The organism is Bacillus sp. V26 (genome assembly GCF_034296245.1).
Taxonomy (GTDB): domain Bacteria; phylum Bacillota; class Bacilli; order Bacillales; family Bacillaceae; genus Bacillus; species Bacillus halotolerans.
In genome coordinates this window covers 224,816-248,273 of the sequence record NZ_JAXKQF010000001.1, presented here as the reverse complement: position 1 = coordinate 248,273, position 23,458 = coordinate 224,816, and the positions used below count along the sequence as shown (strand labels likewise).

The 23,458-nt window shown below is 45.8% G+C and carries 21 protein-coding genes and 1 riboswitch; of the genes, 3 read left to right on the top strand and 18 right to left on the bottom strand.

Going from position 1 to position 23,458, the window contains the following annotated elements; all coding sequences use genetic code 11:
* Nucleotides 1-6 precede the first annotated feature (6 nt).
* Nucleotides 7-615 carry a succinate dehydrogenase cytochrome B558 gene (gene sdhC, locus UJ203_RS01305; protein ID WP_003237652.1) on the bottom strand — a complete coding sequence of 203 codons (609 nt, stop codon included), beginning with the start codon at nucleotides 613-615 and terminating at the stop codon, nucleotides 7-9.
* A gap of 292 nt (nucleotides 616-907) precedes the next feature.
* Between sdhC and UJ203_RS01300 the strand changes: the two genes are divergently transcribed.
* Nucleotides 908-1,354, top strand: coding sequence for a YslB family protein (locus tag UJ203_RS01300; RefSeq protein WP_059293467.1), 447 nt, complete (start codon nucleotides 908-910; stop codon nucleotides 1,352-1,354).
* A 44-nt stretch (nucleotides 1,355-1,398) separates the two neighbouring features.
* Here the strand turns inward: UJ203_RS01300 and UJ203_RS01295 are convergent, their stop codons facing one another.
* The 14 genes from UJ203_RS01295 to zapA form a co-directional block, all read right to left on the bottom strand.
* Nucleotides 1,399-2,628: an aspartate kinase gene (locus UJ203_RS01295; RefSeq protein WP_322008452.1), complete on the bottom strand. Its 1,230-nt coding sequence runs from the start codon at nucleotides 2,626-2,628 to the stop codon at nucleotides 1,399-1,401.
* 125 nt (nucleotides 2,629-2,753) lie between these two features.
* Nucleotides 2,754-2,933: riboswitch (Lysine riboswitch) on the bottom strand.
* A 64-nt stretch (nucleotides 2,934-2,997) separates the two neighbouring features.
* The gene (gene uvrC / locus UJ203_RS01290; protein ID WP_024122401.1) at nucleotides 2,998-4,770 is read right to left on the bottom strand and encodes an excinuclease ABC subunit UvrC; all 1,773 of its coding nucleotides are present in this window, start codon (nucleotides 4,768-4,770) and stop codon (nucleotides 2,998-3,000) included.
* A gap of 135 nt (nucleotides 4,771-4,905) precedes the next feature.
* On the bottom strand, nucleotides 4,906-5,220 hold the full coding sequence (gene trxA / locus UJ203_RS01285; RefSeq protein ID WP_003222500.1) for a thioredoxin: 315 nt from the start codon (nucleotides 5,218-5,220) through the stop codon (nucleotides 4,906-4,908).
* A gap of 305 nt (nucleotides 5,221-5,525) precedes the next feature.
* Complete coding sequence (locus UJ203_RS01280) at nucleotides 5,526-7,013, bottom strand: alpha-N-arabinofuranosidase (RefSeq protein WP_322008451.1); 1,488 nt, start codon at nucleotides 7,011-7,013, stop codon at nucleotides 5,526-5,528.
* A gap of 205 nt (nucleotides 7,014-7,218) precedes the next feature.
* Complete coding sequence (locus UJ203_RS01275; RefSeq protein WP_322008450.1) at nucleotides 7,219-8,196, bottom strand: electron transfer flavoprotein subunit alpha/FixB family protein; 978 nt, start codon at nucleotides 8,194-8,196, stop codon at nucleotides 7,219-7,221.
* A gap of 35 nt (nucleotides 8,197-8,231) precedes the next feature.
* Entirely contained in the window at nucleotides 8,232-9,005 is a 774-nt protein-coding gene (gene etfB / locus UJ203_RS01270; protein ID WP_322008449.1) for an electron transfer flavoprotein subunit beta, read from the bottom strand.
* Nucleotides 9,006-9,019: 14 nt separating this feature from the next.
* Nucleotides 9,020-9,796 (bottom strand): enoyl-CoA hydratase, encoded by a 777-nt coding sequence (locus tag UJ203_RS01265; RefSeq protein WP_322008448.1) that lies wholly within the window; start codon nucleotides 9,794-9,796, stop codon nucleotides 9,020-9,022.
* A gap of 14 nt (nucleotides 9,797-9,810) precedes the next feature.
* On the bottom strand, nucleotides 9,811-10,395 hold the full coding sequence (gene fadR / locus UJ203_RS01260; RefSeq protein WP_014477593.1) for a fatty acid metabolism transcriptional regulator FadR: 585 nt from the start codon (nucleotides 10,393-10,395) through the stop codon (nucleotides 9,811-9,813).
* 118 nt (nucleotides 10,396-10,513) lie between these two features.
* On the bottom strand, nucleotides 10,514-12,196 hold the full coding sequence (locus UJ203_RS01255) for an AMP-binding protein (protein WP_322008447.1): 1,683 nt from the start codon (nucleotides 12,194-12,196) through the stop codon (nucleotides 10,514-10,516).
* A 187-nt stretch (nucleotides 12,197-12,383) separates the two neighbouring features.
* Entirely contained in the window at nucleotides 12,384-12,788 is a 405-nt protein-coding gene (locus UJ203_RS01250) for a DUF350 domain-containing protein (RefSeq protein WP_010335217.1), read from the bottom strand.
* Between the two features lie 14 nt (nucleotides 12,789-12,802).
* The gene (locus UJ203_RS01245; protein WP_322008446.1) at nucleotides 12,803-15,160 is read right to left on the bottom strand and encodes an endonuclease MutS2; all 2,358 of its coding nucleotides are present in this window, start codon (nucleotides 15,158-15,160) and stop codon (nucleotides 12,803-12,805) included.
* 20 nt (nucleotides 15,161-15,180) lie between these two features.
* A complete protein-coding gene (gene polX, locus UJ203_RS01240) occupies nucleotides 15,181-16,893 on the bottom strand; it encodes a DNA polymerase/3'-5' exonuclease PolX (protein WP_105953454.1) in 1,713 nt (570 codons plus the stop codon).
* 72 nt (nucleotides 16,894-16,965) lie between these two features.
* Nucleotides 16,966-17,499: a CvpA family protein gene (locus UJ203_RS01235; RefSeq protein ID WP_024122409.1), complete on the bottom strand. Its 534-nt coding sequence runs from the start codon at nucleotides 17,497-17,499 to the stop codon at nucleotides 16,966-16,968.
* Nucleotides 17,500-17,505: 6 nt separating this feature from the next.
* Entirely contained in the window at nucleotides 17,506-17,763 is a 258-nt protein-coding gene (gene zapA, locus UJ203_RS01230) for a cell division protein ZapA (protein WP_322008445.1), read from the bottom strand.
* Nucleotides 17,764-17,896: 133 nt separating this feature from the next.
* On the opposite strand from zapA, the gene rnhC reads away from it, so the two are divergent.
* Entirely contained in the window at nucleotides 17,897-18,838 is a 942-nt protein-coding gene (rnhC, locus tag UJ203_RS01225; protein ID WP_322008444.1) for a ribonuclease HIII, read from the top strand.
* 36 nt (nucleotides 18,839-18,874) lie between these two features.
* Here the strand turns inward: rnhC and pheT are convergent, their stop codons facing one another.
* Both pheT and pheS read right to left on the bottom strand, forming a co-directional pair.
* A complete protein-coding gene (gene pheT / locus UJ203_RS01220) occupies nucleotides 18,875-21,289 on the bottom strand; it encodes a phenylalanine--tRNA ligase subunit beta (protein WP_322008443.1) in 2,415 nt (804 codons plus the stop codon).
* Between the two features lie 15 nt (nucleotides 21,290-21,304).
* The gene (pheS, locus tag UJ203_RS01215; protein ID WP_059335559.1) at nucleotides 21,305-22,339 is read right to left on the bottom strand and encodes a phenylalanine--tRNA ligase subunit alpha; all 1,035 of its coding nucleotides are present in this window, start codon (nucleotides 22,337-22,339) and stop codon (nucleotides 21,305-21,307) included.
* Between the two features lie 83 nt (nucleotides 22,340-22,422).
* Here pheS and UJ203_RS01210 point away from each other — a divergent pair, with 83 nt between their 5' ends.
* A complete protein-coding gene (locus tag UJ203_RS01210; protein WP_322008442.1) occupies nucleotides 22,423-22,671 on the top strand; it encodes a hypothetical protein in 249 nt (82 codons plus the stop codon).
* 24 nt (nucleotides 22,672-22,695) lie between these two features.
* On the opposite strand, the gene UJ203_RS01205 is transcribed toward UJ203_RS01210, so the two are convergent.
* Nucleotides 22,696-23,442, bottom strand: a complete 747-nt coding sequence (locus tag UJ203_RS01205; RefSeq protein WP_322008441.1) for an RNA methyltransferase — start codon at nucleotides 23,440-23,442, stop codon at nucleotides 22,696-22,698.
* Nucleotides 23,443-23,458: the final 16 nt, after the last annotated feature.

Here is a 23,458-nt window from a genome sequence, read left to right as displayed (position 1 = left end):
GTACTCTTATACAAATGCAAAAATCGCTTTTAAGCCTACGTATGACAGTGCAACAAAGATAATCAGCGTAACGTACGTCGAAATTCTTTGAGAACGTGGCGTTACAGTGATGCCCCACGTGACAGCAAAAGACCATAAACCGTTCGAGAAGTGGAAAATTGTCGATAAAACACCTACAATGTAAAAGCCCAGCATAGCCGGCGAGCTCAAGATATTCGCCATCATGTCGAAATTGACCTCAGCGCCCATCTGTGCAGCAATGCGGGTTTCCCACACATGCCAGCTCACAAAAATGAGAGTGATGATACCGGTTACACGCTGCAGGACGAAGAGCCAGTTTCGCATATAGCTATATTGTCCCGCGTTATTTTTCGCAGTAAACGCTATGTACACACCATAAACTGCATGATAAATTAAAGGTAAGAAGATAATAAAGATTTCCAGAGCATACCTGAAAGGCAGACTATCCATAAAATGAGCAGCATTATTGAATGCTTCCGCGCCCCTTGCGGCAAACTGGTTGACGACTAAATGCTGAATCAAAAAGATGCCGACCGGTATGACGCCAAGCAAGGAATGCAATCTTCGAAAATAAAACTCTCTGTTCCCAGACATTACTTTACCCCCTGTTTGATAAGTGCGAAATGTGCTAAATCTCTTCCCCCACTTCTTTCAATTGTAAGCACTTTATTAAGATTTATTGACAATTTCATTTTACTCCTACCACAAAAGGGCGTCAAGAAAACGCGTACATAAATTCTAATTTTCCGAATTGATTAGTTGATTCAAAAATTTTATTTTATCAATATATAATTCTTTCTTAATTTTTCATAAGAAATACAGGATCATTCTGTAATCCTCCCCCCTGTTTGGGCTATAATATACGAAGGAGAGAGGGGAGACAGATATGAAGTCTAAATATGAAGCATCTATACACAATTTAAAAGAAATTGAAATGAACGCCTATGCCTATGAACTGATACGAGAGATTGTTCTCCCAGACATGCTTGGCCAAGATTACTCTTCCATGATGTATTGGGCAGGGAAACATCTCGCCCGTAAGTTTCCTCTTGAATCATGGGAGGAATTTCCGGCTTTCTTTGAAGAAGCAGGCTGGGGAACCCTCACAAACGTTAGCGCAAAAAAACAGGAACTGGAATTCGAGCTCGAAGGGCAGGTTATTTCCAATCGGCTTAAATATCAGAAAGAACCGTGCTTTCAGCTGGAAGCTGGCTTCATCGCCGAGCAAATTCAATTGATGAATGATCAGATTGCCGAATCATATGAACAAGTAAAAAAGAGAGCCGATAAAGTGGTTTTGACTGTCAAATGGGATATGAAAGACCCGGTGTAATGAAAAAGGCGGTGACTGCAGGAGTCCCGCCTTTTTGGTTGTCATCACACAGCTGAAGGGTGTTTCGAGAGCTCGAATGCATCGTGCAGTGCTTCCACCGCTTTTACCATGTCATTTTCGCTCACTACTGTTGAAACTTTGATTTCAGATGTGCTGACCATTTTGATTAATATGTTTTTTTCCGCCAGTACAGCAAACATTTCAGCCGCTACACCAGGGTTTGATACCATGCCTGATCCGACAATGGATACTTTGGCCAATTTGCTTTCTGTCTCGATTTTTTCGAATTCCAGCGCATCTTTGTACTCTTCAAGTACGGCAACAGTCTGGTCCGCATCTTCGGATTTAACAGAGAAGGAAATTCCGGTCTCATGGTCTCCCGCCTGCGTTTGGATAATGATATCCACGTTAATGTTTCTTTTTGCAAGAGTTGTAAAAATAGTAGACAAAGTGGTCAGGCCGCTTGTCAGCCCGTAGATGGTTACTCTTGTGATTTGATCTTCGAACGCGATGCCTCTGACGATAAGATTCTGCTCCATGGATGATTCCTCCTCAATTAATGTTCCCGCTTCTGTTTCTGTACTTGAACGCACTTCTAACGGCACTTGGTAATTTTTCGCGAATTCAACCGCTCTCGGATGAAGAACACCCGCGCCTAAGTTGGCAAGCTCCAGCATTTCATCGTAAGAGATGCCGGCAAGTTTTCTCGCTGATTTCACATAGCGTGGATCGGTTGTAAACACGCCGGGCACGTCCGTATAAATATCACATTTATCCGCTTTTAATGCGGCAGCCAAAGCCACTGCTGTTGTGTCTGAACCGCCTCTGCCCAATGTCGTGATTTCACTGTCGTCTGTCATGCCTTGAAACCCTGCCACAACAACGACTTTTCCTTCCTGAAGCTGGCCTTCTAACACGGATGTGTTCATATCCGTAATTCTGGCGTTGCCATGGACGGCCTCCGTGCGGATCCCCGCCTGCCATCCTGTATAGGAAACGGCGTCATAGCCTTTTTCCTGCAGCGCCATGGAAAGCAAGGAAATGGTGACCTGCTCGCCTGTTGCCAGCAGCATATCCATTTCACGTTTGCTCGGCTGATCAGTGATGTCTTTTGCAAGGCTGACCAATGCGTCAGTGGATTTCCCCATAGCTGATACGACAACAACGACTTGATGGCCTTTCTGTTTTTCCGCAATGACGCGATTTGCTGCATTTTGAATTTTTTCGACTGAGCCGACGGAAGTACCTCCGAATTTTTGTACAATGAGACCCATGTATAACCACCCTTTACATTTTGGTTCGTGCGGGCGAGGAGAAAGAGTGCTTTGTCCACAATAAAAAAAGCAATGAGAGGAATTGCTCTCATTGCTTATCAATTAATCATCACGATGATTATGAACAACGAGATAGCCCTCCAAGAAAATGATTTCTTGACAGCCTTACATTTATTCAATGCACGGCCAGCAAATAATACCGATGGGGTTTTATTTACTTCGGCGACGCTCCCCTTTCAGCCTTTTTCTCAGAATCCATCTTTCTCCAAAGGCTTACTCTTGAAGTTCGCACCTCTATCTTCACCATATTACACGATCTAATTATGAAATTAGTTCACATTTTATCAGAACTTTTTCAAAAGGACAACATTATTTTTGCAATTTATCATAAAGCAGCTGTGCCGCCGCCGCGGGTACACCCGCTTTTTTGATGTCCTCGAGGCTTGCTTCCTTCATTTTTTTGACGGAACCGAAATGCTTTAACAGCATTTTCTTTCTTTTTTCTCCAATTCCGGGTATATCGTCTAGCACAGACTGGAACGCGCTTTTCCCGCGGATTTGCCTGTGGAAGCTGATCGCAAACCGGTGCACCTCATCCTGAATGCGCTGAAGCAGGTAAAATTCCTGGCTGTTTCGTTCAAGATAAACCGTCTCCAGCGGATCGCCGATTAATAAATTGGAGGTTCTGTGTTTATCATCCTTCGCCAAGCCGGCGATTGGGATATCCAAGCCCAGTTCGTTTTCTATGACGTCACGGGCCGCGTTGATCTGGCCTTTCCCTCCGTCTATAATAATCAGATCAGGGAGCGGCAGATTTTCGCGAAGCACTCTCGTATATCTTCGTCTGACAACCTCTCTCATTGAGCCGTAATCATCAGGCCCTGTGACAGTTTTGATTTTGTATTTGCGGTATTCCTTTTTGTATGGTTTGCCGTCGATGAAGACAATCATCGCCGAAACCGGGTTTGTCCCTTGTATATTCGAGTTATCGAACGCTTCGATTCTGTGCGGGGTATAAATATTTAAGGCGTCACCAAGTTTCTGCACAGCACCGATTGAACGCTCCTCGTCACGTTCGATTAAAGAGAATTTTTCTTTAAGCGCGATTTTTGCGTTTTTATGTGCCAGCATAAGCAATTCTTTCTTCGACCCTTTTTTCGGCTGATGGACGTTTGTTTCCAGCAGCTGCTCAATCATCGATTGATCGACGCTGTCCGGCACTAAAATCTCCTTCGGCAGAAAATGGTTGTTTTTTGAATAAAACTGACCGATGAAGGTAAGGAACTCTTCATCTGCTTCCTGATAAAGCGGAAACATACTGACGTCACGTTCGATGAGCTTTCCTTGCCGTACGAAAAAGACCTGTACGCACATCCAGCCTTTATCATAAGCGTAAGCGAATACGTCACGGTCGACTAAGTCGTTCATCGTCATTTTTTGTTTTTCCATCGTTGATTCGATATGGGCAATTTGGTCACGAAGCTCCTTTGCCCGTTCAAATTCAAGGTTCTCAGCCGCCTCAAGCATTTTCTCTTCAAGCTCTTTTTTAACATCGTTATAGCCGCCCTTTAAGAAACGGGTAATATTCTCAACCAGCTCTCTGTTTGTCTCTTCAGAAATGTCCTTTACACACGGAGCAAGACATTGTCCGAGGTGATAATAAAGACACACTCTGTCGGGGAGCTTTGAGCATTTTCTGAGAGGGTAGAGACGGTCGAGCAGCTTTTTCGTCTCCCTTGCGGCCTGCACATTCGGATACGGTCCGAAATAGCGCCCTTTGTCTTTTTTGACATTGCGGGTGACAATCAGCCTTGGGTGGCGTTCATGGGTGAGTTTTATAAAAGGATAGGTTTTATCATCTTTCAGCATGACGTTATATTTCGGATCATGCTTTTTAATCAAGTTCATTTCTAAAATTAGCGCTTCAAGATTGGAGGACGTCACGATATATTCAAAATCCTCGATTTCCGTCACAAGCCTCTGTGTTTTTGCGTCATGGGACCCGGTAAAGTAGGAGCGCACTCTGTTTTTCAGCACTTTTGCTTTTCCTACGTAGATCACTGTCTGCTGACGGTCCTTCATTAAATAACACCCGGGCTGATCGGGAAGGAGGGCGAGTTTTTCTTTCAGTTGTTTGTTCATATGTTACCCTTCCTTATATTTAGTCCTTTGTTTCCAGTTTAACACGAACAGGTGTTTTTCTCCATGGTTCACGATTGGCGAATAAAAAAAGCGATCCCTCAATTGGAATCGCTCTGGCATGTAAGCAGCCGAAAATTAAAGATGTTTGTTTACAAGCTCTTGAAGCGCTTCTTTCGGTTTGAAGCCTACAGATGTTTCAACAACTTCTCCATCTTTTAAAACAAGAAGTGTCGGGATGCTCATAACGCCGTATTTGCCTGCTGTTTCTTGGTTCTCATCTACATCGATTTTTACGATTTTCAGTTTGTCGCCCATTTCTTGATCCAATTCTTCAAGAACAGGTGCAATCATTTTACAAGGTCCGCACCAAGGAGCCCAGAAATCAGCAAGTACGACGCCTTCGCTTGTTTCAGCTGAGAAAGATTGATCAGTTGCTTTTACGATAGCCATTATTGAATTCCTCCAATTGTGAAATGATGATTTTTAGTATAGCATCTCCCATTCGTTCACGCTATTTAAATGCTTATAAATTATTTTTTCCTGATCACAATCGGTTTACTCATAGAATGGGGCATTAAAACACGAATCTGATAATCGCTCCGATCACCACGATTGCGCCGATGATCATTAAAATTGTACGAAGCATAGGACAACATCCCTTCTATAACCGTCATATACTTTACCATGCCCTTTTGGAGCTGTTTCAAAACAAAAAAGAGCGCTGTCCTCTAGTGGATCGGCGCTCCTTTTTTTGGTTAAGAATCAGTCCGTAATGTGAGTAAGACAACTGCCATTGGCGGCAGCTTTGCTTTCAATTTGTTTTTATTTACAGAATAACGGCTGAACGATTCAGGTTTTACGTGCTCCGGATCATCAAACGTGTTATGGGCGTTCATCTTTTCAGCAGTCAGGATAACGCCGGAATGATCCACAGTCTTGTCAAGACCTCTCAGCTCGATCTCCACCTCTGCTTTATTTTGATGATCAATGTTACAGATGCTGACGTTTATATCGCCCTCAGCATTTCTTGATGCTGACACACTGATTTGAGGCAGCGTTTCTCCCTTCCATTCATAGTTAGCGGACGTTGTTTCAGTATCTAAAAAAGAGGCATCCTGATGTACCTTAAACATATCAAACACATGGTATGTCGGCGTTAATAGCATCCGTTCTCCCTCAGTCAGAATCATAGCTTGAAGAACGTTTACCGTCTGCGCGATGTTGGTCATTTGCACCCGGCGGCAATGCTGATGGAAAATGTGAAAGTGAGAAGCTGCGACCAGCGCGTCACGAATCGTGTTTTGCTGATACAAAAAGCCTGGGTTCGTTCCTGGCTCAGGGTCAAACCATGTGCCCCATTCGTCAATAATCAGTCCGACCCGCTGTTCCGGATCATACCGGTCCATAATTGTGCCGTGTTTTTCAATCAATTTATCAATGTATTTGGCCTTTTTCATCGTGATGAACCATTCGTCCTCTGTAAATTCTGTGGCCGATCCTTTGCCCTTCCAGAAATCTCCCGGAATCGTGTAGTAATGAAGGCTTAGCCCATCCATCAGGCCAGCTGCTTTTTTCATAAGCACGTCCGTCCAATTAAAATCATCGACGTTTGCACCGCCGGCAATTTTATAAATTTCATTGCCGCTGTAATTGCGGACATAAGTTTGAAAACGGCGGTATAGATCGGCATAGTACTCAGGGTGCATGTTGCCGCCGCAGCCCCAATTTTCATTGCCCACCCCAAAATATTTCAGCTTCCAAGGCTCTTCTTTTCCGTTTTGTTTTCTCCAATCCGACATTGGCGTGCCTTCTTTAAAGGTCATATATTCGATCCATTCCGCCATTTCCTGAACTGTTCCGCTTCCTACATTGCCGCAAATGTAAGGTTCGCACTCAAGCAGCTCGCACAGCATCATAAATTCATGTGTCCCGAATTCATTCGATTCAACTGTGCCGCCCCAATGAGTATTGAGCATCGTCTTGCGGTCACCCACACCGTTAGCCCAATGATATTCATCCGCAAAGCAGCCCCCCGGCCATCGGAGGACAGGAATACGCAGCTGTTTCAGCGCTTCTAACACATCTTTTCTTATACCGTTTATATGAGGAATGCTTGATTCCGTTCCGACCCAAATCCCTTCATAAATCCCTCTTCCTAAATGCTCAGCAAAATGACCGTATATATTTTTGTTGATCGTTCCTTTTACAATATCCGTTTGAATCACTGCTGTATGTTCAGACATGCTTGATCATTCCTTTCATACAAATATGAAAAGCACCACAGTCAAATATAGGATCTGTGTTTTGTCTGAGGAGCCAGCATGAATGTAAGCGCTTTTAAAGTAACCTTATTATATATGTCCGTACATGTCAACGAATTTTTTTGTTACTTATTATTTGTACGTATGTATTCAAAAACCCCGAACTTTTGCAGTCCGGGGCTTCCCTTTATGAGTGAATATTCAGCTGTTTGAATTCTTCAGTCAGTAATGGGACGACTTCAAATAAATCGCCTACAATACCGTAATCAGCTATTTTAAAAATATCGGCTTCAGGATCTTTATTGATGGCGACAATTACCTTGCTGTTCGACATACCCGCCAAATGCTGGATGGCACCGGAAATTCCGCAGGCGATATACAAATCGGGAGTGACAACTTTTCCGGTCTGTCCGATTTGAAGAGCATAGTCACAATAATCAGCGTCACACGCCCCGCGTGAAGCGCCGACTGCTGCGCCCAGCACCTCGGCAAGCTCCTGCAGCGGCTGAAAACCTTCTTTGCTTTTTACTCCGCGGCCGCCCGCAACAATGATTTTCGCTTCAGAGAGATCAACGCCGTCCGCTGTTTTTTTGACGATCTCTTGTATGACGGTACGGAGATCCGTAAGGGAAACTTCGATGCTTTCAATGCTGCCTGCCCGGCTGGCGTCTTTTTCTAAGGCTTGAATGTTGTTTGGACGAATCGTCACAAGCGTCATCGGATCCGTTGAAATGACACGTTCAAATGCCTTCCCTGAGTAAATCGGTCTTGTGAAAACAACGTTCTCTCCGGCAACGCTTACATCTGTAGCGTCAGAAATCAATCCCGTTTGGAGCCGGGCTGCAAGCTTCGGCGACAGATCCTTCCCCATTGCAGTGTGTCCGCATACGACCGCACCAGGTTTTTCCTTTTCAATAATGGTTCGCATCACTTGGCTGTATCCGTCTGCCGTATATGCCTTGAGTTTTGGGTCCTCAGCTGTGAGAACTTTGTCTGCACCGTAGTGGATCAGCTCCTCTGCATGCTGTGATATGTTTTCTCCTATAAGAACACCGATCACTTCTCCATCACCTGAAATGGTTCTTCCAGCGGAGATCGCTTCAAAGGTGACATTTCGCAGTTCTCCGTCACGAATTTCTCCGAGTACGATCACTTTTTTTCCCATCCTAACATCCCCCTGTTTCTTTGAATGTGCAAGCGCTAAATGACTTTCGCCTCGCTGCGGAGCAATGATAAGAGCTCTTTTGCCTGTTCGGCAGGCTCACCCTGCAGAAGCTTCCCGGCTTCTTTTTTCGGCGGCAGAAAACGTTCAATTGTTTTCATTTTTGGTTCAGCATCTTCTTCATCCAAGTCCAGATCATCCAGCTCAAGCTCTTCAAGCGGTTTTTTCTTGGCTTTCATGATTCCCGGAAGCGATGGATAGCGCGGTTCATTTAAGCCTTGCTGAGCTGTGACCAGCAAAGGAAGAGTCGTTTTGATTTTTTCAACATCCCCTTCAACGTCCCTTTCCGCTTCTGCGTCACTTCCATTGATGTCGAGTTTGGTGATCGTCGTGATGCACGGAATGTCCAAAAGCTCTGCCAGGCGAGGCGCCACTTGTCCTGAGCCTCCATCGATCGCGACATTTCCGCCGAGAATAAGGTCAAACTCCTGTTCCTTCATATAGTGGTATAAAACTTGAGAAATGGAATACTGGTCGGGTTCTTCGAGATCATCTTCTATGTTGATTAAAACGGCTTGGTCACACCCCATGGCAAGCGCTGTACGCAGCTCCTTTTCCGCTTCTTCGCCGCCGACAGTGACAACGGTGATGGTGCCGCCGTGTTTTTCCTTCAGCTGAATGGCTTCTTCAATCGCGTATTCATCGTACGGATTGATAATCCATTCAGCCCCGTCATCCTGAATCTTCCCTGCGTCAATGACGATTTTTTCTTCTGTGTCAAACGTCCGTTTCATCAGTACAAATAGATTCATGATCATATCCCCTTTTATTCGCCTTTGAACTGAGGCTTTCTTTTTTCGAGAAATGCCTGAATGCCTTCCTTGGCGTCCTCCGACTCAAACGCTTCTCCAAACCGCTTTGCTTCAAGCTTTAAGCTGCCTTCATAGGAATACACCTTGTTTGTATAGAGAAGCTCAAGCAGAGACGCCATCGTTTGCGGACTTTTTTCTGCAAATTTGCCAGCAAGCGTTTTCGCTTTTTCAAGCACTTCTCCTTCATCTTTTGCTCCGATTGTCACAAGTCCGAGGTCAAGCGCTTCTTTCCCCGATATCGGTTCTCCTGATCCAATGAGCTCCAATGCTTTTGCTGTACCAACGTATCGCGGGAGCCGCTGTGTACCTGCAAAACCGGGAATAATGCCGAGGTTAAGCTCAGGAAGCCCCAGCTTGGCATCTTCTGCCGCAATTCTGATATGGCAGGCCATTGCAAGCTCCAGCCCGCCGCCGAGGGCAGCTCCGTGAATCGCTGCGATAATCGGTTTTGGAAAGCTCTCCATTCTCTCCATCAGCTGCTGGCCGCGTTCAGCCAGCATTGAGGAATCCTCACTGTTTCTCAGTGATGTAAATTCTTTAATATCAGCGCCTGCGGAGAAGAACCTTCCTTCCCCGTGTATAATAATGCACCGCACGCCGGCATCTGTCTCACACTGATCAAGACAGGAGGACAGCTCTTCTAATATCCGGCTGGAAAGCGCGTTTGCCGGCGGATTGTGAATCGTCATAACTGCAACAAATTGATCAACTGCGAGTGATATTGCATTCATAGGACAGAACTCCTTTACTTATTGTGAATTCCGGACACCAGTAATTCTAAAACACTGTCTGACAAAGCAGCCAGATCATACTTTTGATCATTCATCACCCAGGTCGTCACGGTTTCGTCAATCGTTCCAAAAATCATTTGCCGGGCGAGGCGGACATCGAGGCCTTCTTTTAACTCGCCTGATTGTATTCCTTCCGTCAGAATGCCGTCTAAAATATTTAAGTAGCCTTTTAATATTTCATTAATTTTCTGCCGCAGCTCCAAATTGGATTGGCGGAGCTCAAGCTGAGTGACAATGGCGAGGTTATGGTCGCCCGCCAAAAGTGAGAAATGTTTTGAAATCACGAGCGCCAATTTCTCTTTTGCTGTTGCCTTTTCTTTTATGTCCTCTTCCATCCGCTCAATGAATTGGCCCATTTTTTCTTTAAACAGAGAAATTAAAATGTCTTCTTTATTTTTAAAATAAAGATAGATGGTGCCGTCCGCTACTCCGGCTTGTTTGGCGATTTTAGATACCTGTGACTGGTGGTAGCCGTTTTCCGCAATTACTTCAACTGCTGCATCAATAATCTGCATATACTTTGGCCGTTTTTGCTTCAATTTTCATCGTTCCTTCCTATAGAAATGAATGACTATTCATTCATAATTTTATGATAAGAAGGATTTTCCGGTTTGTCAAGTTTATTCATAAATGTTCTCTTTTTCTGGCTCTAATTTGTTACTTGATATGATGATTTTCGGTTTCTTCTTCAAGTAAACGCCTTCTTAAAATTTTCCCAACCGCTGTTTTCGGAAGCTCTTTTCTGAATTCATAGGCTTTCGGCACTTTATAGGGTGCGAGACGGGCTCTGGCGAAAGCGTCCAGTTCTGCTGCGTCGGCTTGTGCGCCTTTCTTTAACACGACAAACGCTTTTACCGTTTCCCCTCTGTACGAATCAGGCACGCCTGCAACGACAATTTCCTGAATCGCTTCATGTTCGTACAGCGCTTCTTCAACTTCCCGCGGGTAAATATTATAGCCGCCTGCGATAATGATGTCCTTCTTCCTGTCGGCAATATAGAAAAATCCATCTTCATCCATATAGCCCATGTCTCCGGTGAAGAGCCATCCGTCCTTTAAGACAGCAGCCGTTTCCTCCGGCTTGTTCCAGTACCCCTTCATGACCTGCGGGCCTTTTACGACGATCTCACCATGCTCATACGGGGCGGCAAAATGGCCAGTCTCGTCAGAGTAAATGGCTGCGTCTGTATTAGGCCAGGGACAGCCGATACTGCCGGGTTTGTTTTTTCCCCAGATAAAATTAGCGTGTGTCACCGGAGATGCCTCGGATAAACCATATCCCTCCACAAGCTTTCCGCCAGTCACCTTTTCAAATTGCTGCTTCACCTCGACAGGGAGAGCGGCTGATCCGCTGAGGCAGCTTTTAATGGATGACAGATCGTATTGCTGTAATTGGGGATGATGCAAGAGGCCAATGTAAATCGTCGGCGCGCCGGGAAACAGTGTCGGTTTTTGTTTATCGATGATTTTGAGCGTGTGCAGTGGATCAAACTTGGGAAGCAGGATCATTTCAAATCCTAGTTTAATCGAATAATTCATCACTGCTGTCAGCCCATAGACGTGAAAAAATGGGACAATGCCAAGCACTTTTTCATCGCCTTCCTTTACGTTGTACATCCAAGCCGCACACATTTCAGTATTGGCTAAAATATTTCTGTGCGTGAGCATGACTCCTTTGGGCGCTCCCGTCGTTCCTCCGGTGTATTGCAGAACGGCGATATCATGCTCAGGGTCAATGTCCGGAATTGTGATCAGCTCTGTTTTTTCCCGCTTCATGCTCGAAGCAAAGGTATGAATATTGTCGTTTTCATCATAGTCAATGTGCACTTTTTGTTTTTGCGTAAGCGGATAGAGAATATTTTTTGGAAACGGCAAATAGTCTTTTATACTCGTCACCACTATCTGATCTACGATTGATAACGTTTTCATTTTTATTGCCTTCGGGAAAAGCAAATCTAAGGTGATGATCACCCTGGCCTCTGCGTCTCTCAGCTGATATTCGAGCTCATGCTCAGTGTAGAGCGGGTTTGTCTGCACCACGATACCGCCGGCAAACAGCACCCCGTAATAAGAAATGATGGATTGCGGACAGTTGGGCAGCATGACAGCCACTCTGTCTCCTTTTTGCAGGCCATTTTGCTGCAAAAAAGCTGCGAGTTTAAGAGCATCGGTCAAAATATCATGAAAGGTGAGTTTTTTTCCGAAAAAAGATACGGCTGTTTTGTCAGGGAATCGTGCGGCGGAGTCTGTCAGGATGGATTGCAGGGTTTGGTTCGGCAACGGAAGCTCATGCGGGATATCGTCGGGATACTCGGCAAGCCACGGCTTTTGAGACTGCATAAAACCTCCCCTTTCGATTTTAGCGTTCACCCTATTATTATAGCAGATGGACGGCAAAAAAAAGAAAAAGAAAGGAAAATCTTTCTTTTTCTCATCATACGAACAGATATATAAGACCAATCAACAAAAAGATTCCCGCCGCGGCGAGCAGTATTTTTGCAAGCTTTTCCATCTATTCTCCGTCCCCTTATATTCCGGCTGCCACAACAAATGAGAGCCCGACAGAAATGACAAATGAAATAAAGCCGACAGCCCGGTTATCATTTTCAATTTCTTGATCAATTTTAAACCGCGGTGTCAAAAACTCAAAAATGAAGTAGCTGATCAAAAGCATAACAAACCCGTACACACCCCAGCCGATCATTTGCAGCAGAGAATTGTGCTGAGAGATGGAGTGCTGGAACACATTTGCTATTCCTAAAATTTTCCCGCCTGTTGCCATTGCCACAGCGAGATTTCCATTTTGAATCTCTTCCCAGTTTTTATAAGCTGTCACCAGCTCAAACACAGTCAAAAAGAGGACGAGGCAGAGAACCGCGACACTGTAATACGCCGCGATTTCCACAAGCTCGTTTTCCCAAAAATCACTCATGGCCATACTCCCTTTTATTTTAGTTCAACAATTGTAACGCCTGATCCTCCCTCACCAGCTTCACCGAAACGGGAGTTTTTAACGCTGCGGTGATTTTTCAGAAGATCCTGCACGCCTTTTCTTAAAGCGCCGGTACCTTTGCCGTGGATAATGGACACTCTTGGATATCCCGCTAACACCGCGTCATCCAAGTATTTTTCAACACGGCTGAGGGCATTTTCATAGCGCTCGCCGCGAAGATCAAGTTCAAGCGATACGTGGTAATCTTTGCCCTTAACCGCTGTAATGAGTTTTTCTTTTTTTGGTTCCGGAGCCGATTTGATAAATTCCAGGTCTTTTTCTTTCACTTTCATTTTTAAAATGCCGATTTGAACATTCCATTCATTGCCGCCGGTTTTTTCAAGCAATGTTCCTTTCTGCCCGAAAGTAAGGACTTTTACTTCATCCCCCGGCTTCAAGACGCGTTTTTGCGTTTTCGGTTTTTCCGGTTTTTTGGACTTTTCAAAGGTCGGCATAGCGCCTTCTAACCGTTTCTTCGCGTTAATCAGCTCGTGATCCTTGAAGGACTTGTGTTCTTCTTTAATCGAGCGTAATTCGTGAATGATGTCTTCAGCTTCTTTTGTGGCCGCTTTAACTTTTTCAGCCGCCTGCTGTTCGGCCTCTTCCATCAATTTGTCTTTTTTGCTGTTCAGTTCAATGATTTGCTGCTGCAGCTCTTTATGCAGCTTTTCGGCTTCTTTTCTGAACGCCTCTGTTTCAGAAAGCTCTTCTTCCGCCCGTTTTTTGCTTCGTTCAAGAGACGCAATCATCGTATCGACCTCATTATGCTCGGCCGTCATTTCTGATTTCGCCTGCCCGATAATATGGTCCGGAAGCCCGAGCCGTCTAGAAATTTCAAAGGCGTTGCTTCGTCCCGGCACACCGATTAAGAGCCTATAGGTTGGTGAAAGGGTCTCAATGTCAAATTCGACACTGGCGTTCATGACGCCTTCTCTGTTATAGCCATACGCCTTTAACTCAGGATAATGCGTCGTCGCTAATACTCTGGCATTGGTGCGGTGGACTTCATCCAAGATGCTCATGGCGAGTGCCGCGCCTTCTTGCGGGTCTGTACCCGCTCCCAGTTCATCAAAGAGCACAAGGCTGTTTTCGTTGACTTGTTTTAAAATGCCGACAATGTTCACCATATGGGAAGAAAATGTACTTAAGCTTTGCTCGATCGACTGTTCATCGCCGATATCAGCGAACACATGCTCAAATACAGCGGCTTCCGATCCTTCATCTGCCGGAATATGAAGACCCGATTGCGCCATTAAGGTCAACAGCCCCAGTGTTTTTAATGTAACTGTTTTCCCCCCGGTATTCGGTCCTGTAATCACGATCGTTGAAAAATCGCCGCCCAGCTCGATGTCATTGGCGACCACCTGATCAGACGGAAGCAATGGATGGCGCGCTTTTTTCAGACGGACAAATCCGCTGTCATTCATGGTCGGTTTTGTAGCTTTGACCGCTTTTGCGTATTTCGCTTTTGCAAAAATGAAGTCAAGCGTCTGCAGGACTTGCAAATCTTGAAAAAGCTCCTCTGTGTGCTCCGCCGTATGCTCTGTCAGCACGCGTAAAATCCGTTCAATTTCTTGCTTTTCTTTTACTTTCGCCTGCTGCAGCGAGTTGTTCATATCTACAATCGCCTGCGGTTCAATGAACAGGGTTGCACCAGAAGAGGAGGTGTCATGCACAATGCCTCCGTAGCTTGATCTGTACTCTTGTTTGACCGGGATCACAAAGCGGTCATTTCGGATTGTAACAATCGTATCAGACAGCATTTTCGAAGCAGAGGAGGAACGCAGAATGGACTCTAACCGGTCTCTGATTCTCGATTCGAGCGTTCTGAGCTGCGTGCGGATTCCTCTTAACGTTTCTGACGCGTGATCAAGCACTTCGCCGTGATCATCTATGCAGGAATTAATTTCTCGTTCTAAATCGGGCAGTGTAATGAGCTGTTCAGTATATTGCTGCATCAGCGGAATGTCGACTCCGTCTTCAGCCATTTGTCCGAGAAAGTGTTTCATTTGTTTGACTGCGTAAAGCAGCGCTGATATTTCAGTGAATTCCGAGGGACTGAGAACGCTGCCGATTTCCGCCCGTCTTAATGCCCCTCTGATATCGGTAAGGCCGCCAAACGGTGCCTGGCCTCGCAGCCGGATGATCGCAGAGGCTTCATCTACCTCATCCAGCTGTTTTTTGATTTCGTCAATCGAAGCAGAAGGCTTTAGCTGGAGAAGCATTTCTTTTCCGAGCGATGAAGCGGCGTGCTCGATTACCTGTTCTTTCACTTTATGGAATTCAAGAGATGATAATACTTTTTGCTGCACGGTTGTGTGAGCCTCCTTACTTAATCGTTGCGCTTCAGGAATGCCTGTACGTCTTCAAGCGACCGGGCATTCAGGACGTTTTTCGTTTCCGTCCAGCCTTTGCGCGCGGCAGTGACGCCGGTTTTCATATCGTTTAACATCTCGATGTTATGGGCATCGGTATTAATGACCAATGTAACCCCTTGTTCATTTGCTTTGATTAAATGCTCTGTCCGCAGGTCGAGACGCGCAGGGTTAGAGTTGAGTTCAAGCGCCGTATTTGTTTTCTTCGCGAGCTCAATCAGATTGTCGATATCGATTTCGTAACCGGCACGTCTGCCGATGAGGCGTCCGGTCGGATGGGCGATAATGTCAACATGCTTGTTGGTCAGTGCCGTCTCAAGCCGCTTCATAATGACGTGCTCCGGCTGATTAAAGCTTGAATGGATGGATGCAATGACCAGATCCATTTCCGCCAGCACATCGTCATCATAATCAAGTGTGCCGTCAGGAAGAATATCCATCTCAACGCCTTTAAAAATACGGAAGTTCTCAAACTCAGCATTCAGCGCGTCAATTTCTTTCGCCTGCTGCTTGAGCCTTTCAGCAGTCAGCCCGTTGGCGACCTTTAAATATTGCGAGTGATCAGTGATGGCCATGTACTGATAGCCTTTTTCCATGCATGCTTCAGCCATTTCCCTGATCGAAAAGGCGCCATCGCTCCATGTGGAGTGCATGTGAAGATCACCCTTGATTTGATCGTGCTCTATGAGTTCAATGCTGTCGTTGTAGGTTTCCACCTCTTGCCCGCTTTCACGGAGTTCCGGCGGGATCAGCGGCAAGCCGAAGTGTGCGTAAAATTCCCGTTCGCTCGGGAAGGTTTTGATTTCTCCTGTTTCAACCGTCTCGACGCCGTACTCACTGATCCGTTCACCGCGTTCTTTTGCAATTTGCCGCATTTTGATATTGTGGTCCTTCGATCCCGTAAAATGATGAAGAGTTGTCGGGAATTGTTCTTCCGTCACGAGACGGAAATCGACACTTGTTTCATATTCAAAGGAAAGAATGACCGATACCTTCGTGTCCCCGCTGGCAATGACGCTTTTGATGTTTGGCAGCGCAAGCAGCTGCTCTCTTACTTCAGCGGGATGATCCGTCGCAATAATATAATCCAGATCTTTGACGGTTTCGCGTGCTCTGCGGAGACTTCCGGCACGGGAATATTTGATGATGTCTGTCAATTGAGAAAGATGCTCTTCAATTTCCCGCGCGACCCGGAGCGCATAGCCGATCGGAAAACGTTCAGGCTGTTTTCCGGCTTCTCCGAGCGCCTGTAATATTTTTTCTTCTGATTTCTTGCCGAATCCCGCAAGCCCTTGGACTTTCTGCTGTTCGCAGGCTTCCTTCAATGATTCTGCATCATGTACGCCAAGCTCTTTATACAGCTTTGCGATTTTTTTGCCGCCGAGCCCCGGAAGCTTCAATAAAGGCACCAGCCCTTCCGGCACCTCCTGCTGCAGTGATTCGAGCGTACTTGACTTTCCTTCATCTATATATTCTTTTATGACGCTGTACGTGCCTTTTCCGATACCGGACAGTGACATCATGTCGTCCATTTCTGATAAACTGCGGTCGTCCTGTTCAAGGGCTGCCGCTGCTTTTCGGAATGCGGAAACTTTAAACGGGTTGTCCCCTTTCAGTTCCATGTAGACTGCAATGGTTTCCAGCAGCCGGATAATATCTTTTTTATGCATAGAATACCCCCCAGACGTTCACATATGTTTCCATCATACTTGAAAAAAACTTCTCCGGACAAGAGAAGTTTTTTATCCTCCGTATTGCGTCCAAAGCTCCTGTAAAAGCCCTGATAAATACGGTGTATGGTTGATCATGACATTTGCGAGAGACGATTGCCCCATCATTTGCTGTAAGCCGTCTATCGGAAGTACGGAAGCAACATACAGCAGCACAAATGTAAATAAATAGACTTCCAGAAAACCGAGAACGGCGCCGAGCATTTGGTTGATTTGTTTAATCACAGGAATGCCCGCTACAATACTTAGGAATGAGCCGATGATTCTCAGTAAGATTTTAGCGATAATAAATAGAACGACAAACGCAATCGCATTATAGTAGGCTGCTTCCAGATTTCCCGAGAAAAAAGAAAACGCCGGCTGTCCCGCTGAAAAATCGGGCGCAGGAATCCACTTCAAATGCGGTGCGACATTTTTATAGAATAAAGACGCAAACGCGATCGAAAGAATAAAGCTCGTCAAGCGGATAAACTGGAGGATAAAACCGCGTTTTAATCCCAGTAAAGTCCCCATCAGGAGCAAGATTAAGATGATGATATCTAGCATAGTTGTTCAATCCTTTTCTTTAAGCTGATGCTCCAGTTTTTCATATTGCTCTTTTAATTTCACATAGTCGTGCACCACATTTACCGCTGTCAGCACTGCAAGTTTATTTATATCAAGATATGGATTTTTTTGATTGATTTCTCTCATTTTATCATCAACAATTCCGGCCACATATCTCATATGGGCTCTGCTTTCTTCACCGATAATCGTGAAGTGCTGGCCGTAAATGTCAACGGTTGTTTTTGTTTTTTTGCCGTCAGACAACGTTTCTCCTCCATTCCGTGAGAATCCTAGTTCCTATCATAACACGTTTATTAAATGAATGGAAAGACGAGCCTCCCGCTGTTATGATACACTGGTAGATACAGCGAAACGTGTAAAAAAAGGAGATTATTACGTGTCCCATTCTGTGATAAAAGTACCAATGTCTGCTATTGACCAAATGAAAACAGCGTATAACAGTTCACTTACTGCATCTGTGCCGCAGGGTGCCATTTTCCAGGCAAAACCGGCAGGCTGTACCATTACAGCTTATAAGTCAGGGAAGGTATTGTTTCAGGGCAAAAACGCAGAGGCAGAATCTGCCCGCTGGGGAACTGCTGAGCCGCAGGAAAAGAAAAAAACGGCAAAAAAGCCGGCTGATTTACGCTACGCCCCTCCAACAGACATCGCAGGCATGTCTGTCATCGGCTCTGACGAAGTCGGAACCGGAGATTACTTTGGCCCAATGACGGTTGTCTGCGCATACGTTGACAAAACAAAGCTTCCTTTAATGAAGGAACTCGGTGTGAAGGATTCTAAACACCTAAAGGATCCGCAAATCATTGAGATCGCCCGAAGCCTGATCAAAACCATTCCGTACAGCCTGCTCGTTTTAAAAAACGAAAAGTACAACAGCATGCAGGAACGAGGCATGAGTCAGGGAAAAATGAAAGCTCTCTTGCATAATCAGGCCATAACCCATCTTTTACGAAAAATGGACGGAGTAAAGCCTGAGGCGATTCTGATCGACCAATTCGCCGAGCCCGGCGTCTACTACAACCATTTAAAGGGAAGAGACATTGTACAGGAGCGCACCTATTTCAGCACAAAAGCCGAAGGCATTCACCTGTCAGTCGCTGCTGCATCGATTATTGCAAGATATTCCTTTTTAATGGAAATGGATAAGCTTTCGCGCGAGGCAGGAATGACACTGCCGAAAGGGGCCGGCCCTCATGTAGATGAAGCGGCCGCCAAACTGATCATCAGAAAAGGGGCATCCGCTCTCCGAACCTTTACAAAACTCCATTTTGCCAATACGCAGAAAGCGCAGCGCCTGGCGGATAAAAAACGTTCATAGAAAAAAGCTTGCAGAGAATATCTGCAAGCTTTTTTATTAGCCTCTCAATACGGCCTGATAAGTGTTTTCTAACGCTTTCAGCACTTTGTCGTGCGCTTTTGCCACTTCTTCTTCAGTCAGCGTTTGCTCTGGGTTTACATATTGGAGTGAGAAAGCGACTGACTTTTTGCCTTCCTCCATATGCTCTCCTTCGTAGACGTCAAAGACGGTTACTTCTTTCAGCAGTTTGCCGCCCGCCTCTTTGATGACGCTCTCGAGCTGGCCGCTTGTCACTGATTGATCTGTCACAAGCGCGATATCACGTGTCACAGACGGATATTTCGGAATCGCCGTGTACACGAGCGGCGCCGTGTCTGCTGTGAGCAGCGTGTGAAGATCAAGTTCGAACACGTACGTTTCTTTAATATCCAGTTCTTTTTCCAGTGAAGGGTGGACTTGGCCAATAAAGCCGATAAGAGAGCCGTTTAAAAGAATGTTCGCAGTTCTGCCCGGGTGCAGCTGTTTTCTTTCTGATTGCACAAATTCAATGCTGTCCAGGACGTTCAGTTTATCTAACAGCCCTTCAACAATTCCTTTTGCGACAAAGAAATCGACCGGTTTTTTCTCGCCCTGCCATAAATGCTTGCGCCATAAACCGGTTACCGCACCTGCCACGCGCTCCGTTTCAACAGGTTTTGTATCCTCTTCCTTCGTCAGGAAAACGGAACCGACTTCGTACAATGCAACCGAATCAGTTTGTCTTGCCAGGTTGTAAGAAACGGATTCAAGCAGATTCGGAACAAGGCTGTGTCTGAGAATGCTTCTTTCTTCACTCATCGGAAGCGCAAGAACAGTATTAAACGATTTTTCAATCGCAAATGCCGCCGCTTTTTTCTCGTTTGTTAAAGAGTAGGTAATCGCTTGTGATAAGCCGGCTCCTTCAAGGAAACGTCTGACTTTACGGCGTTTTGTCTGGTAAGGCGTCAATCCGCCTGTTGTTCCCGCTGTATCAGGAAGTGTGGACGGAATGTTGTCGTAGCCATACAATCTTGCTGCTTCTTCAATCAAATCCTCTTCGATGCGGATGTCACCGCGGCGTGACGGAACAGTCACAACAAGTAAGTCATTTGCTTCTCCGACAGCAAAGCCAAGACGCTGATAAATGCTGATCAGTTCTTCTTTGCTGATCGTCATGCCGAGAACGCTGTTCACCTTTTCAGCCGATACATGAACGTTGTTCGCTTCGATTGTGAGATGGTCTTCTTCAACAGTTCCGGCAAGCACTTCACCGCCGGCATACAGGTGGATCAGCTGTGCCGCACGTTCTGCCGCAAGGCGCACACGCGCAGGATCAATGCCTTTTTCGAATCTTGCACTCGATTCACTTCTCAAACCAAGATCTTTTGAAGCCTTGCGAACCGTCTGCCCGTTGAAGAACGCAGCTTCAAGCAAAATCGTTGTTGTGTCTTCCCGAACTTCTGATTCTGCTCCTCCCATAACACCAGCAACGGCTTGTGCTTTCGACCCGTTTGTAATGACAAGGTGATCGGCAGACAGTTTTCGTTCCTGATCGTCGAGTGTTAAGATTGTTTCATTTTCAACAGCTTTTCTGACTACAACTTCCTTAGAGCCGAATCTGTCATAATCAAACGCGTGAAGCGGCTGTCCGTACTCTAATAAAACAAAGTTTGTGATATCCACGACGTTGTTGTGCGGGCGAATGCCTGCATTCATCAGTTTCGTCTGCATCCAAAGCGGTGACGGAGCAATTTTTACGTTTTTAATGATTTTTGCTGCATACAGCGGATTTGCTTCCTGGTCTTCAACTTTGACAGAAATGTAGTCTGACGCTTGTTCTGAAGCGACTGGGTAATCCGTTTGCGGAAGCTTTACCTCTGTGTCTAAAATCGCTGCAACCTCATAAGCAACACCAAGCATGTTCATCGCATCGGCGCGGTTCGGTGTTAAACCGAGCTCTAAGACAGCATCGTCAAGCTGTAAAGCAGCTAACGCATCACTTCCTGCTTCAACCTCATTTGGGAAAACGAAAATGCCTTCCGCATATTCCTTCGCCACAAGCTTGCTCTCAATACCGAGCTCTTGTAAAGAACAAATCATGCCGTTTGATTCTTCACCGCGAAGCTTGGCTTTTTTGATTTTGAAATTGCCCGGCAGCACCGCTCCGACTGTAGCGACTGCAACTTTTTGCCCTTTATCCACGTTTGGCGCGCCGCAAATGATTTGTACGGGTGCCTCAGCTCCGATATCTACAAGGCACTTATTCAGCTTATCGGCGTTTGGATGCTGTTCGCGCTCCAGCACATGGCCGATGACAACGCCTTTAATGCCTTCTCCCTTATACTCAATTCCTTCAACTTCAATACCGGCTCTTGTTATTTTCTCAGCAAGAACAGCCGGATCCATACCTTTTAAATCAACATAATCCTCTAACCATTTATAAGAAACAAACATTCTAGCATCCTCCTCTTACGCCTGTTTAAACTGCGAAATAAATCTGACATCGTTTGTGTAGAAGTGGCGGATATCATCGATGCCGTATTTCAGCATCGCGATGCGCTCAACACCCATTCCGAACGCAAAGCCCTGATATTCCTTCGGATCAAAGCCGGCCATTTCCAGCACATTTGGGTGAACCATGCCGGCGCCGAGGATTTCAATCCAGCCTGTTCCTTTACATACAGAGCAGCCATTTCCTCCGCACTTAAAGCACGTTACGTCTACTTCTACTGAAGGCTCGGTAAACGGGAAGAAGCTTGGGCGAAGTCTGATTTCACGGTCTTGCCCGAACATTTTTTTCGCAACCAGTTCAAGTGTTCCTTTTAAATCACTCATGCTGATGTTTTTATCAACAACAAGCCCTTCAATCTGCATAAATTGGTGAGAGTGCGTCGCGTCATCATTATCGCGGCGGTATACTTTTCCAGGACAAATAATTTTAACAGGTCCTTTACCTTTGTGCTTTTCCATCGTCCGCGTCTGAACAGGAGAGGTTTGCGTTCTCATCAGCATTTCCTCTGTGATGTAAAAGCTGTCCTGCATATCGCGGGCAGGGTGTTCTTTCGGCAGATTGAGCGCTTCGAAGTTGTAGTAGTCCGTCTCGACCTCAGGGCCTTCTTCAACGGTATAACCCATGCCGATAAATAGATCTTCAATTTCTTCAATGACAACAGTGAGCGGATGGCGTCCTCCGATTGCGACAGGATTACCCGGGAGCGTGACGTCAATTGTCTGTCCCGCAAGCTTCTGTTTCATTTCTTCTTCCTCAAGCTTTTCATTTTTAGCTGCAATCGCATTGGCGATTCGTTCTCTTACCTCATTGGCAAGAGCGCCCATTTTCGGACGCTCCTCCGCAGAAAGCTTGCCCATTCCGCGCAGCACTTCTGTGATCGGCCCTTTTTTTCCGAGATATTGAACCCGAATATCATTGACAACCTTCAATGAGCTTGCCGCTTCTACTTGATCTAAAGCTTCTTGTTCCAGCTGTTTTAGCTTTTCTTCCATTTTGCATCCTCCTTTTATGTAAACAAACCGTTATATGTCTTTGGAAAACAAAAAAACCCGCCCCTTATAGGACAAGGGACGAGTTGTGGCCGCGGTACCACCCTTATTTCAGACAGACTGATGCTGTCGTCAGCTTCATTGACATAACGGAATCAGATTCCGGTTCACCTTTACGCGCAACGTGCGCGGTCCCGGTGACAACTCGAGAGGTGAAACCAATTTCCGGCTGCATTAAAAATGCTCTCAGTCTGCGGCATTTTCTCCCTGGAAGGCAGTTGATGAGAAATCGAGATCCTCTGTCACGGTTTTTCAAATATTATGTTCTATTATAGAGAAATCCAACGCTTCGCGCAACACTATCCTCGCAAGTGGTACATCAGGATAGCCGCCGCAATTGCAACGTTCAGTGATTCAGCCTGCCCGTACAGCGGGACGTACAGGTTTAAATCTGTTTTTTCCAGCAATCCGGCATCCACCCCTGCACCTTCATTGCCGACGATTAAAGCAAATGAACCGGATGGTGAGATGTCCTGGTAAGGCGCCCCGTTTTGCAGTGCTGTGCCGTACACTTTTACGCCCTCTGCTTTTAATTCATCCACGTATGATTGTAAATTTCTTCTCACAACAGGAATGTGAAAATGGGAGCCTTGCGCGGATCGCAGCGTTTTTCCGTTAAACGCATCCGCCGTGCCGTCACCGAGCACAACCGCATCCAAACCGGCTGCGTCCGCCGTGCGAATCATCGTGCCGAGATTCCCCGGATCTTGAACAGCGTCAATCAGCAGCACACGTTTAGGCGGCGCGAGATATTCTTCCGGCATATTGCAAACAGCGGCGATCCGCTGCGGTGTTTCCGTTTCTGTAACAGCTGAAAACGCGTCTTCGCTCAGCACGTAGCACTGGATGCCCATATCAAGATTCGGCGGGATGTCCGCTTCATCCTTGACAAGAATTTCTTTCACCGCGCCCGGGCTCTTTAAGGCTTCTTCAACAAGATGTTCTCCTTCAATCAAATAGGTATTCGTTTTTGTTCGTTCTTTTTTTGTGTGAAGTTTTTTCCAATCCTTCACTTTTTGGTTTTTTGCCGATTCTATTTGTTTCACTGTCTGTGTGGCTCTC